This is a genomic window from Pontibacter qinzhouensis, assembly GCF_008017455.1.
In the GTDB taxonomy this organism is placed as follows: domain Bacteria; phylum Bacteroidota; class Bacteroidia; order Cytophagales; family Hymenobacteraceae; genus Pontibacter; species Pontibacter qinzhouensis.
In genome coordinates, this window is sequence record NZ_VRTY01000002.1 from 1 (window position 1) to 13350 (window position 13350).

The 13350-nt window shown below is 45.0% G+C and carries 9 protein-coding genes; 3 read left to right on the forward strand and 6 right to left on the reverse strand.

Features of this window, described 5'->3' with window-relative positions; genetic code table 11:
• Positions 1-169: 169 nt before the first annotated feature.
• Both FVR03_RS00640 and FVR03_RS00645 read right to left on the reverse strand, forming a co-directional pair.
• Entirely contained in the window at positions 170-1588 is a 1419-nt protein-coding gene (locus FVR03_RS00640) for a lipopolysaccharide biosynthesis protein (RefSeq protein WP_147919823.1), read from the reverse strand.
• A 228-nt stretch (positions 1589-1816) separates the two neighbouring features.
• A complete protein-coding gene (locus tag FVR03_RS00645) occupies positions 1817-2224 on the reverse strand; it encodes a hypothetical protein (RefSeq protein ID WP_147919824.1) in 408 nt (135 codons plus the stop codon).
• Between the two features lie 463 nt (positions 2225-2687).
• Here FVR03_RS00645 and FVR03_RS00650 point away from each other — a divergent pair, with 463 nt between their 5' ends.
• Complete coding sequence (locus FVR03_RS00650) at positions 2688-3710, forward strand: rod shape-determining protein (RefSeq protein WP_147919825.1); 1023 nt, start codon at positions 2688-2690, stop codon at positions 3708-3710.
• A gap of 118 nt (positions 3711-3828) precedes the next feature.
• Here the strand turns inward: FVR03_RS00650 and FVR03_RS00655 are convergent, their stop codons facing one another.
• The 3 genes from FVR03_RS00655 to FVR03_RS00665 all read right to left on the reverse strand — a co-directional run bounded on the left by FVR03_RS00655 (position 3829) and on the right by FVR03_RS00665 (position 9742).
• Positions 3829-4584: a glycoside hydrolase family 25 protein gene (locus FVR03_RS00655; protein WP_187269981.1), complete on the reverse strand. Its 756-nt coding sequence runs from the start codon at positions 4582-4584 to the stop codon at positions 3829-3831.
• A 461-nt stretch (positions 4585-5045) separates the two neighbouring features.
• Positions 5046-6731, reverse strand: a complete 1686-nt coding sequence (locus tag FVR03_RS00660; protein ID WP_147919827.1) for a RagB/SusD family nutrient uptake outer membrane protein — start codon at positions 6729-6731, stop codon at positions 5046-5048.
• Between the two features lie 38 nt (positions 6732-6769).
• Positions 6770-9742 (reverse strand): SusC/RagA family TonB-linked outer membrane protein, encoded by a 2973-nt coding sequence (locus tag FVR03_RS00665; protein WP_147919828.1) that lies wholly within the window; start codon positions 9740-9742, stop codon positions 6770-6772.
• 712 nt (positions 9743-10454) lie between these two features.
• Between FVR03_RS00665 and FVR03_RS00670 the strand changes: the two genes are divergently transcribed.
• Positions 10455-12092 (forward strand): ABC-F family ATP-binding cassette domain-containing protein, encoded by a 1638-nt coding sequence (locus FVR03_RS00670; protein ID WP_147919829.1) that lies wholly within the window; start codon positions 10455-10457, stop codon positions 12090-12092.
• A 223-nt stretch (positions 12093-12315) separates the two neighbouring features.
• Positions 12316-12525, forward strand: coding sequence for a zinc ribbon domain-containing protein YjdM (locus FVR03_RS00675; protein ID WP_147919830.1), 210 nt, complete (start codon positions 12316-12318; stop codon positions 12523-12525).
• A gap of 86 nt (positions 12526-12611) precedes the next feature.
• Here FVR03_RS00675 and bamJ read toward each other — a convergent pair whose 3' ends face one another.
• A complete protein-coding gene (gene bamJ, locus FVR03_RS00680) occupies positions 12612-13337 on the reverse strand; it encodes a BamJ family beta-barrel-assembly machinery protein (RefSeq protein WP_147919831.1) in 726 nt (241 codons plus the stop codon).
• Positions 13338-13350: the final 13 nt, after the last annotated feature.

Sequence of the window (13350 nt, forward strand, 5' to 3'; positions counted from 1 at the left end):
CATGTAAATAGCTCTATTTCAATCAATTTACAGCTTTCTTAGCCATTAAACAAGTGCCTAATTCAAATAACTGTATAGGCCTAAGTCTTAGCTTAAAACGTTCGTTAGCTTTGTATCAATATTTCTACCTACACTCGATCTTATTGATTAATATAATACTGATTGGCAACTATACTTTCTGTACTATAAATTTTCCTTTAAAGAGCAAAAATGCTTTTGAGTTAAAGAGAATATTTAAAAGAGCATAGGAAGTTACAACTGTAGCTGATTCAGCTACCAGCATAAAAAAGTTAGGAAGATCAACATTATTAGAAACTATGAGGCCTAAGCCGATAGATGACGCTGCAATTATAAAATAAGGTACAACCATTTTGATTTGGTTTGTAACAGAAATTCCAATTTCAACACTTACAAAATACATATTTAATAAGACAGCCAAAAAAGAAAATATGACCATTCCATAGAGGAAACCGGTTATGCCGGTTTGAAACCCAATGGTAAAGACAACAATTAATATGGCTTTTTTAATTAAATCCAGCTTCAGATACGCCTTGGAATTGCCCCTGCCACTAATTACATTTACCATAATAGCGCTTAGCGGATAAGCGTAGCCACTGAGAACCAGTATCTTAAAATAAATATCAGACTGAATCCATTTTTCTGTAAAAAGTAAAATGATAACGCTTCTAGAGCTAACGAAAAGAATACTTAACAAAGCCAGGGCTGCGAAAGACACTACAATAAGCGCTGTACTATAAATTTCCCTGACCTTTACTAAATCATGTTGATTTTTGCTGATTGCCGGGAAAAAGACTTTTAGAAGGCTACCAGAACTGTATTGAATGATCAGGCTGTTTAACGATTGAGCCCTTGTGTAGTACCCAAGCGAAGCAGGCGGGAATATTTTTCCTATAATTAAAACATCAAGTTTTGAGAAAAATGTTTCTAACAGGTTGGGTATAAATATTTTAGAGCCATACTGCCAAAGTTCCTTTATGGAGTGTAAGTTAAAAAGTAGCTTTGGTCGCCACTTTGAGAAAACCCAGATTAGCAGAGTGAAAATTAATGCACTTAAAACACTTTGAGAAACCAAGCTCCAGACACCAAATCCTAAATAAGCCATAGTAATGCCAGCCACACCTGAAATTATGACGGCTACGGCTCTAAAAATGGCAAGAGGTTTTAAGTTTATTACTTTTATATAATGTGCGTTCTGAACTACTGTTAAAGAGTTAATCAGGAAAAGAATAGAAGTGCCTTTTACTAAAGAGGAAATGATTGACTGGCCATAAAAGCCAGCTATTACTTCCGATAAAAGAAACATAATGCAGGTTAAAAGAGCGCCAATGGCAATATTGATATAAAATACAGTAGAGTATTGCTCTTCCGTTACATCCTGCTTATAAACTAAGGCCGAGCTGAAACCAACATCCAGAAAAACCTGCGAAAAGCTTATAAAAACCATCACCATGCTCACTAACCCAAAATCTTCCGGAGTTAATATCCTTGATAAGATAACAGATATAATAAACCCTGCACCTAAGTTGAAAACTTTGTCTACTAAGTCCCAAAAAATTCCTTTTAACATTTGACGTTGATAATCAGAAGCATAATTTATGAGCAATATGTTTGCAGCTGCAAAATTATGTTATCTCAGAAATACTGGGTAAAGCTACTAAATAATAAGAGAATGGTCTAATGAGGAAAACATATGGATGCCCTATAGGAAGTTTTTGATAGAGTGTAGACAATTTATGAGTTCTGCTCCTTTTTAGCTATACCACTACCTAAGCACATCTCTACTTTCGTTTGATTTCTAACACCCAATCATCCCGATCCAGTCGGCAGCGGCTTTGTAGGTATTAAAGCGGTCTATTTCAATTTTAGAGTTATAGGCTTTCTGGGCCAGCTGTAGTGTATCCTCAAAAAAACTGATGATAGAGTTATCTTTCGGTACAATACGGGCCAGCTTTTTTATGCTGGAAGTAACAATAACCTGGGCCATGTAGTGTAAGGTTGTGCTTTGTTGTTCTATGGGCATAGCTGCCAGCCGGGTAGAATCCATAATCCAGTATAATACCTGGTAGCTGTTTAACAGCTTCTCCGATCTTTTTACCCCATCTTGGTACTCCTGCTGCGTAGGCAACCGTTTCCACTCACTATACAGGAGTTTTACCTCGGGGTCAAACCACATGCTCAGATAGCTATTTTCGAATGTAACCATGTTAATGCTCAGGAAGTGCTATTAAAAGTACATAATGCGGCAAATGTAACAAAACCAAAGTTCACTATTGCTTTTTTAGTATAAGCATATTTTCAGCATAATAAACCGCTACGGCCACTTGCAGGTACCACCCTCTTCGCCTGGTAAAAGGTGCCAGCTGTTTAGCAGGAAGTAAGGGTATAGCTTAACTAAGACTTTATTATTATTGTATATTTGCATGAACAGGAGGGGCAGGAGCCTTGTTTTCGGTACTCCTGAACTCAAGTATACGCGGGGTTGCTTTTGCTTTGCTGGTAGGTGCCTGGTTTGCCTGCGCAAGGTAGCAAGCGCTGGTATTTAAGAGTTTGTGCAGGTGTTGGGCCTGGCAGGAATAGGAGCAGGTAATTTAATTTTGAATGAAAGAGGGGCGAGGCATTTTGAAGAAGCTGCCTTGGCACAAAAGATTTCCACTAACTAAACAAGGATGGGATTATTTGGATTTTCAGAACATGATATAGCCATAGATTTAGGTACGGCCAATATCTTGATCATACATAACAGTAAAGTTGTGCTCGATGAGCCTGCCATTATTGCCATAGACCGAAGAACAAATAAAGTAGTGGCGGTGGGGCACAAGGCCATGCAAATGGAAGGCAAAACCCACGATAACATTAAAACCATCAGGCCCTTAACCGCTGGCGTTATTGCCGACTTTAATGCCGCAGAGCAAATGATAAGGGGCATGATTAAAATGGCTGCTCTCCGGAAAGGGTGGTTCCCGACATCGCTCCGCATGGTGGTCTGCATTCCGGCGGGTATTACCGAAGTGGAGAAAAGAGCCATCCGCGACTCAGCCCAAACCGCAGGAGCCAAAGAAGTGTACATGATTCATGAACCTATGGCAGCTGCTATGGGCATAGGCATTAATGTAGAGGAGCCTGTGGGCAATATGATTGTGGATATAGGCGGAGGCACTACCGAGATAGCCGTTATTGCCATGAGCGGTATTGTCTGTGAGCAATCTATTCATACGGCCGGGCAAACCTTCGATTCTGAGATAGAATATTACATAAGGCAGCAGCACAACCTGCTCATCGGTATCCGGACGGCCGAGAAAATAAAGATTGAAATGGGAGCCGCGCATACCAAGCTCAAAGACCCTCCCGGCGATTATGCCGTGCTGGGCCGCGACCTGATGACGGGCATACCAAAGGAAATAAAGGTAACCTATATGGAGATTGCCGAGTGCCTCGATAAATCGGTGGCTAAAATAGAAGATGCCGTTATGAACGCCCTCGAAATTACGCCGCCAGAACTTTCAGGTGATATTTACGGGAACGGCATTTACCTGACAGGCGGAGGTGCCTTGCTCCGTGGCCTCGATGCCCGCTTATCGGCCAGAACTGGTTTGCCTGTTCATATTGCAGACGACCCTTTGCGATCTGTAGCACGTGGCACCGCTTTAGCCCTACGTGGCCTTGGCCATTACACTTTCCTGATGCGGTAGAAGCCTTGGCAGGGCTCCAGGTAGCTGTAGTGGCAGCCCGGAGCCTTTAGCATCTAACTGAATTATTCAGATGAAAATGGCCTCCAGAAGCTTTTCAGGGTAATTTACTTCAAGGGTACTAAAGGGTTTGCTGCGCGAAAAACCGCCAGGCTTCTTCGTTTCCGTTAAAGGTATTCCAATCAACCCAGCCTTCCACACCTTCCAGGCGGGTATCGTGCGAGTGCTGCCAGAAAATCCAGCGGTCCGGCTCCAGCAACGGTTCCTTCCGGAAGGTGCAGATCCAGATCAGGCTGCTGTCGAAATGGTCGGCAATATAGCTGTTGTAGGAGCTCTCGTTTGTATAAATCACCACCTCTCTGCCAGTGCGCTTTTCAACTATCTCAATAAACGTTTTTATTTCCTCGGAAATCTGGGCTGGCGTTTTTTTGTGATGTTTGTTTCCCCAGTCTTCCACATCAATTACCGGTGGTAAATCCTCTTTTTCGAGATGGGCATGCTTCAGAAAGTTCTCGGCCTGCTCCTTGCCTGGTTTGTTAAACCTGAAAAAATGGTAGGCCCCGGTTTTCAGGCCACTTGCCTTTGCTCCCTGGTAATTTACCTTATACTTGGGGTCCAGGTAGTTAACGCCTTCGGTTGCCTTTATATAAGCAAAATGAACCTGCTGTTCGCGCACCTTTTCCCAATCTATCCGGCCGGTGTGCTTAGAAACATCTATGCCGGTAATGGGGTATTTGTTTTTATTGATGTTGTACCAGGTTGGGTTCAGTTTTTTGTAGGCCAAAAACACACCAATAGCAAGTAGAGTTACAGTTGCTAAAACATAATATGGCCAGCGAACAGACTTTTTCTTCTTCCTGTTGCTTTTCCTGGGCATCTGTACTTTTTTAGGGCGCTTTGTCTGTCCGGGTGGCATATGTATTTATGGGCTGGACTTCTTATTCTTGGAGTTTACCTATAAAGTAAGCGCAAAAAGTGCGTTGGTGCAAATGCTGCGTTCAATTCTTGTATTGGTTTTTGTTGTCAAAGCGACATAGGCGGCAGGAGCAGAGAGTAAGCCTCAACAACTGGCATAAAAAAAAGGAGAAGCAAAACTTCCCCTTTTTCTAAACTAAACATGTCCGAAAATTAATAATGAGATAAAATTAGCCTAAACTCAGATTACTACCCTTGAGCCAAAAAGGCCTAAATTGCTTCGGAAGGCCATTTTTATTTAAATAATCTGTAGTATTAAATAATCTTTCCTAAAGTCGTTTTAGAAATTTACCAACTCACAAGAAGTTTAGCTCTGGTATTGGTTACGAAAGCAAATTTAAATTTCTTGTTTCACGAAGCCCTCTAGTTATATCCTTCGTTCTGGATGAACTCCTCTTTGTTGGTTACTGCATCGAGTTGAACCTGCGAAATTGGTCGGAGCCTGTGGTGCGCTTTAATGTTATCTTTTGCATCCGGGTTGTACTTCTGCACATACTCCACCAGTTTACCGGTGCGTTTTAAGTCGAACCAACGAATCTGCTCTCCGGCAAGCTCACGTGCCCTTTCTTCCAGAATGAAATCTATATTTAGCTGCTCCTGCGTTACCTGCATCTCTACTTCCTTGCCTGGTAAGGCACGTTTCGTGCGTAGCGTGTTTATGTATTGCAGCGCTTCACCTGGATTAGTTTTCAACATAGCCTCCGCCGCGATTAAGTAAAGTTCTGCGATCCGGATAACGAAGGCATCGCGTGAGCTCCATTCCTGGTTGGCAGTCAGGCGGGTTGGGTCCATAAACTTTTTAAGCTGTATGAACTGGGAGCGGAGCAGTGGCGAGCCATCGGGGCGGTACATCGTGTTTACATCAAAAATCTTATAGCGATCCTTTGCTCTTGCTGTCTGGGCTGCAGTTGCAGGCGTTTTCAGAAACAACATAGAGGTGTCGCCAACAACCATTTGCGGGTACCCACTTACACCACCCGGAGCCGATTTACTGGGGTCGTTAGCCTTCCAAACCGTCTGAAAGCTGCCATGGTAGCGCTGGTCTTTTGTCTCGTCGAACAGGTTGAGCAAGTGCCGCGAAGGCAAATAACGTTGGTAGGGCCGGCCGTAATCGATGGAGCGGATCATGCCAGGTTGCTTGTCGTACACCATAATAAAGTAAAGGTGGCCGCTGTTGCCTTTGCCGGCAGAGGCATCGTAGTCGCCATTCATGGTGTCGTCGCCGGTGTAGTTTACAAAATATACTACCTCTGAGTTGGTACCGCCTTCGCTGTTTTTCATATCCCAGAGCGAGCCGTAATCGCTGAACAACGTGTACCTGCCATTGCTGATCACATCTTTAGCCAACGTAGCTGCTTCGGCATAAAGTCCGGCGTTATCTGTCTGGCTGGCGCGGGTAAGGGCCATGCGGGCTTTAAATGCCTTGGCTACATCTTGTGTAATGCGTCCATCCGTCGATTTTTTGGCGGCCAGGTTTTCAATAGCTGCATCCAGGTCCGAGAAAATAACCTTGTAAAATTCTTCTTCTGATGAGCGCTTGGCCGTTGTGACGGCACCCGCTGTTGGCTCTGTATTTAACACTACGCCACCCCATGTTTCTACGATCAACGACAGGTAGAGCGCCCGCAGGAACTTTACTTCGCCCATGTACTGCTTGTTCAGCGCATCGGTCAGGAGGGGGCTGGGGAGTAGCGCAATAGCAGTGTTGGTAGCGTTTAATGCTCTGTATAAATGAGCCCAATAATCTTTAAGGTTAGTTTGGGCACCATTCAAGTCGATGGTATAATCAGAAAGTTGGTTGGCCTTGTTGTCGCCGCCACGCAGGAACAGGTCGGTGCCTGTTTCGGTTATGCCAAACGGAGCTTCTTTGCCATACCACAAGCGCGTGCCGGAGTAGGAGGCGTTTACGGCACTGGTTATGCCAAGCTCTGTTTTGTAAAACGGATCTTCGGTAAGGCCGCTTTTATTTGTCTCTTCCAGAAAATCTTTGCAGGAGGAGAAGCCCAGGGCGGCGGCCAGCAATACGGTGGTTATATATTTAATTTTCATGCTGTTCTTTCTTTAAAATAATCGGATTTAACTCTTCTTTAGAAGCCAACGTTCACACCAAAAATGATCTGCTTGTTCAGCGGGAAGCTCAGGTCACCGCCACGTTCCGGATCATAATCTTTCAGGTTGCTGAACACAAAGTAGTTTTGCAGAGTGCTGTACAGCCTGATGTTCGCCACTTTAGACGTGCCAAACAAGGAGTTAGGCAAGTTGTAGCCCAATGATATATCCCTGATTTTTACAAAGGAGCCATCTACGTACCCCACTGTTGACTGCAGCAGGTAGTTATTGGTAGAGTAAGAGCTGTTCGGACGCGGGAAGGCATTGGTTGGGTTTTCCGGGGTCCAGTAGTCTACCATAGAGGAGTTTTCGAGTGCATTTGGCTTGTAAGCTGTGTTGTACTCGTAGTTAATAAATTGTCCGATACGGCCATACACAAACACCGAGAGGTCAAAGCTTCTGTACTCAAACGTGTTATTTACACCGAACGAGTATTTAGGCACACGCGAGAAAGTGGTTCTGTCTTCTGTGTCGAAGATGCCGTTGCCGTTTAAGTCAGCTACTTTAATGTCGCCGGGTTTAAAACCTCCGAAAGCGGTGGCTGCTTCTTCTTCACCTAACTGCCAGATCCCAACTTTTTTGTAATCGTAAAATACGCGGGTAGGGGAACCTACAAACCAGTTGTTCGCTTCGTTGCGGGTAACGCCATTGTTCAGGGCCAGTATTTTTTCGCGGTTAAGGGAGTAAGTCCAGTCAGTTGTCCAGCGGAAGTTTGTGCTTTCTATGTTATGGGTGGTCAGGGTAACTTCTACGCCTCTGTTCTGGGTCTGGCCGATGTTCTCAATTCTGTCTGGGAATCCGGTAGAAGGAGGAAGCAGGCTCGGCAGCAGCAGGTCGGACGTACGCGACTGATAAAATTCTACGCTACCTGTTAGGCGGTTGCTGAATAAACCGAAGTCTAGGCCGGCATTCCAGGTAGAAGTAGTCTCCCAGGTAAGGCTTGAGTTGCGGATAACACTTGGGTAGTAACCAAAAGCAGGACTGCTGCCAAACGCGTAGCCAGAAAGAGATAAGCCGCCTAAGGTTGCATACGGATCGATGGCAGCGTTACCAGATCTACCCCAGCTTACGCGCATTTTCAGGTCATTTACTGCCGGCAGGCTCGCCATAAACGGCTCTTCAATTAAGCGCCATGCAGCAGACACAGCCGGGAAATAACCCCATTTGCTACCTTCAGCCAGTACAGAAGATCCATCCGTGCGGAGTGATGCCTGGAAAATGTAACGGTCTTTAAACTTGTAATTTACACGGCCAAAGAACGAGGCAATTTGCGACTCTTTCAGGCCACTACCAATAACTTTAGTAGCTGTATTCGAGTTCAGGTCGTAGAAGGAGGTTACCGGAGAAGCCTGGTTATCGCCGGAGCTTCTGAATACCTCAGTATTGAAACCCAGTGTACTGGTACCTAAGAGCCCCTGAATACTATGCTCACCTACTGTTTTGTTGTAGTTCAGGGTATTTTCCCAGGTGTAGTTCATGGTGTTGTTCATATCTACACCAGATATGGATTTACGGCCTACGTTAGCCACCGTGTTATGCCCTCTGAAATAGCCATTTCTGAAATCACGGATATCGAGGCCAACAGAAGTCTTGAATAACAAGGACTCAGAGAATTTAACATCCAGGTAAGCAGAAGAGAACAAGCGTTTATCTACAATGTTATTTACGAAAACACCAGGCTGTTCGTCGGCCAGCGGATTAAACTGAGCGCTGTAGCCAGGAGCCGGAAACAGAATAATCTTTCCATCATCTTCAAAAGCTTTGGCAATCGGTAATATCTTGTTCGCCATGTTCAGCGGGTTATCGCGCTTGTCCTGGGTTTTATAAGTATAAATACCCGATACACCTACCCGGAACATGTCGTTGAGTTTGTGGTCTACGCTCACTTTACCGTTTACTCTGGAGAACACGTCGTTCAGCAGCAGACCTTTGTCTTTCTGGAAACCGCCTGATACCGAGAAGATTGTTTTTTCGTTGCCGCCGCTCAGGTTCAACTCGTAGTTCTGCAGCATACCCGTATGGAAAATATAATCCTGCCAGTTCTCAAACTGCTTTGTTTTATAATAATCCAGCTCTGTTATCTGGAAAATGTCTTCGTCGCGGCGATAATCACCATTGTTGGTAGTGCGGTAAGCTTCGCGTTTCAGGTTGTAATACTCTTCGCCATTCATCATACGCGGGTACTTGCCCTTCTCGTACGTAGAAACATAGGAGTTAAAGGTAAGGTTGGTTTTGCCGGTGGCGCTGCCTTTTTTAGTTGTGATGATGATAACACCGTTAGCTCCACGCGTTCCGTAAATAGCCGTGGAGGCTACATCTTTCAGTACTTCAATAGAGGCAATATCAGAAGGGTTAATATCTACAAACGAGCCATACTGAATACCGTCTACCAATACAAGCGGCTGGTTATCTGCTCTTAAAGAGCGGTTGCCACGTAGCACTATGCCTACACTCGATCCTGGTTGCCCGTTGTTCTGGGTTACATCCAGCCCCGATACCTTGCCTTGCAGGGCGCGCAGGGCATTAGTGGTTGGTATGGCAGTCAGTTCCTCGGTTTTAACAGTGGTGATGGCCCCAGTTACATCGCTTTTCTTCATGGTGCCATAGCCTACTACCACTACCTCGTCTAACACTTTGGAGTTGGAGGCCAGCTTTACCTGAATGTTGGCGCGGTTATTAACCGGTACTTCCTGTGTTAAGTAGCCTACATAAGAAAAAACCAGTGTGCCGGTGCCCGATGGCAGCGAAAGAGAATAGATGCCGTCCAGGTCTGTGGCAGTGCCTGTAGAGGTTCCTTTTAGAATGACAGTAACGCCAGGCAATCCGGCGCCTTGTTCATCTGTCACTTTACCTTTCACGAGTATGCCCTGTGCTATGGCGCTGGCCATGGTAGCAACGAGCAGTGGCAGCATCAGCCAGAATTTCATCTGATTTTGTAAGATGTGCTTCATAAATTTAAAATTTGGTTAAAGTTGAATGCTTGTGTTTTACATGTTCAGGGTAAGAAGCTCAGGTAGCAGCACTACTTAACATGCGTGCTGCTGCAAGGGCCAAGGGCAGAGTAAGAAGATAGGATCAGGTACTTGTTGTTCAGTAAACCGTGTGTAGGCTGGCGGTATTAGCAAATTTAGTGCAATCGATTGCGCAATAAGCCTGCTAATTATCCTGCTGCTTATCCAGAAAAAAATTACTGGTTACTACCGTAATGGAATCTGAGGAACAAGTGTGGCGGGTACTTTTTATGCCAGGTCTTTCTAAAGTTGGACTTTGCAGACAGGTATAAAAGTTGAAAATGTACTGAAAGAATGTATAAATGTCTTCATAAGCTAAATTTAGATGAAAAATCAGTTCAGGAAAGTAGTGTGTATTTAGCTAGGTAACAGATGGTAATGGTTTCAATTATTTGAGAAATATAAATAACTAACATTAGTTAACCAAATTTAATATTAAAATTTAATTAAAAAATTTTATAAAATCTTTTTAAAACCCGAAAAAGAGGTGCAGGAGGCCATGTAAAACGACTAAACGAAATAAAGTTGGGTTAACGGTTGCACATCAATCTTTTGACGGGTTGTTGGGGGTTCATCTTAAAATATAGCAGGTGGCTACCGCAAAGCGGCAAATAAATAATATCTTTGCAGCTTTATTTTTAGCAGGAAAAATATGATTTCAGTTGATGCAGTTGCTGTTGAGTTTAACGGCAGAGCTCTTTTCAGTAATGTTGGCTTTAACATAAACGAAAACGACAAAATAGCCCTGATGGGCAAAAACGGAGCAGGTAAATCGACCTTGCTTAAAATTATTGCCGGCGAGGCCAGGCCCACCCGTGGCAAAGTGTCGGCCCCGAAAGATGCCGTGATTGCCTACCTGCCGCAGCACCTGCTCACCGAAGACAAGTGCACTGTTTTCGAAGAAGCCTCCAAAGCCTTTGCCAAGATCCTCGACATGAAGAAGGCGATGGAGGAGCTGAACGCACAACTCGAAACGCGCACCGACTACGAATCGGAAGAATATTATGCTATAATTGAGCAGGTATCGGAGCTGAGCGAGAAGTATTACTCTATAGAAGAAATAAATTACGATGCTGAAGTCGAGAAAACCCTGATGGGCCTTGGCTTTGTGCGGTCAGATTTTGCGAGGTCTACAAGTGAGTTCAGTGGGGGCTGGCGCATGCGCATCGAGCTGGCTAAAATACTGCTCCAACAGCCTGACCTGATCCTGCTCGATGAGCCTACGAACCACATGGACATCGAGTCGATTCAATGGCTCGAAGATTTTCTGGTGAACAATGCTAAAGCCGTTATCGTGATTTCTCACGACAAAACCTTTGTAGACAACATCACCAACCGCACCATAGAAGTAACCATGGGCCGCATTTACGATTACAAGGTAAACTACAGCCAATACCTGCAACTGCGCAAAGAGCGGCGCGAGCAACAGCAAAAGCAGTTCGACGACCAGCAGAAGGAGATTGCCGATATACAAGGGTTTATCGATCGGTTTAAGGGCACTTACTCTAAAACCCTGCAGGTGCAGTCGCGGGTAAAGATGCTGGAGAAAATGGAGATTGTGGAAGTTGACGAAGTAGATACCTCTGCGCTGAACATTAAGTTTCCGCCTGCCCCGCGCTCCGGTAATTACCCGGTTATTGTAGATGGCCTCAGCAAAACCTACGGCGACCATACGGTTTTCAGAGATGCCTCCATGACCATTGAGCGTGGCCAGAAAGTAGCTTTTGTAGGTAAGAACGGCGAAGGTAAATCGACGCTGGTAAAAGCCATTATGGGCGAGATAAACTACGAAGGCAAACTGCAGTTGGGCCACAACTGCATGATCGGGTATTTTGCCCAGAACCAGGCCTCGCTGCTGGATGGCGACCTGACTGTTTTCCAGACAATTGATGAAATTGCCGTAGGCGACATGCGCACCCGTATAAAAGACTTGCTCGGTGCCTTTATGTTCAGTGGCGATACCATCGAGAAAAAGGTGAAGGTGCTGTCGGGAGGAGAGCGTACCCGGCTTGCCATGATCAAGCTCCTGCTACAGCCCGTAAACCTCCTGATTCTGGACGAACCTACGAACCACCTCGACATCAAAACAAAAGACATTCTGAAAGAAGCACTGATCGCCTTCGATGGCACCCTGATTTTGGTGTCGCATGACCGCGATTTCCTGGACGGGCTGGCTACCAAAGTATTTGAGTTCGGCAACAAACGCATCCGGGAGCATTTCGAAGACATCAACGGTTTCCTTCGAAACAAGAAACTGGAGAATCTTCGGGAAATTGAACGTAAGCAATAATACTTTTTCCCTTTTAGGTGGAAACGTGACAGGCTAAAGCCGTTGCATTTCAGCTTTTCCTACTTCAGACAGATTTCTGAAATTTCACCCTTGGGTCTTTTTGCCCTAAAAGTCTTCTGAAGGGCATTTTGATTAGGATAATTGCTGCAAAAAAGCCCTACCGTTTAGGACTGATTACAAAGAGCGATCAAATAATATTTTTAACTTCATACCATAAAAGAATATGGAAGTAAAAGACAGCAACGGCAACATCCTGAGCGAAGGAGACACCGTTACTTTAACCAAAGACCTAAAAGTGAAAGGCTCCTCGATTACCCTTAAAAGAGGCAAAACAATTAAAAACATCCGCCTCACCGACAACGAGGAAGAAATTGATTGCCGTGTTGATGGCAGCAACATTGTGCTAAAAACCTGCTTCCTGAAGAAGGGGTAGTTACTGCTGCTCAAAAAAAAGCCTGCTCCAATTTAAATGAAGCAGGCTTTTGTATTTTATGTAAAATCAGAATACAGAACTTGGCTTTATTTTATCTCCAGCAGCTCCACATCAAAAATAAGCGTGGCACCACCGGGTATGTCGCGGCCTGCGCCACTGTCGCCATAAGCCAGGTCCGACGGAATATACAGACGCCACTTGCTGCCGGTGGGCATCAGCTGCACAGCCTCTGTCCAACCCTGTATAACACCCGAAACCGAAATAGTAATGGGCTCACCGCGTGAGTAGGAGGAGTCGAACTCTTTACCATCGAGGAGCTTGCCGTTATAATGCACCAGCACGCTGTTGTCGCGGGTTGGTTTTGCTCCCTTACCGGCAGTAAGCACTTCATATTGCAGGCCACTGGCTGTTTCGGTTACACCTTCACGTTTTTTGTTCTGCTCCAGAAACTTTTTGCCTTTCTCTTTCTCCGCGGTTAGCTTCTTTTCCATGCCGGTTCTGGCGTAGCGCTCCATCACGGCATGCGCCTCGTTTATATCGAAGAGGGTAGGGTCGTTTTTGATGGATTGCGCAATGGCCTTGTTGAGCATCTCATAGTTCAGTTCTTCCACGCCCTGCGCTTTCAGGAACTGACCTACCGAAATACCCATGGCATAACTCAGGCTATCGGTTTGGTTTTGAGGTGTGGTTGCCGGAGCTGCAGCCGCTTTGGCTGGTATTGCCTGCTTTTTGGCTGGAGCAGCTTTTTTTGTTTGTGCCTGAGCCGATAAGGAGCCTAATAACAGGCAGGAAATGATAATTCTATTAAACATGGGTACTGGTATA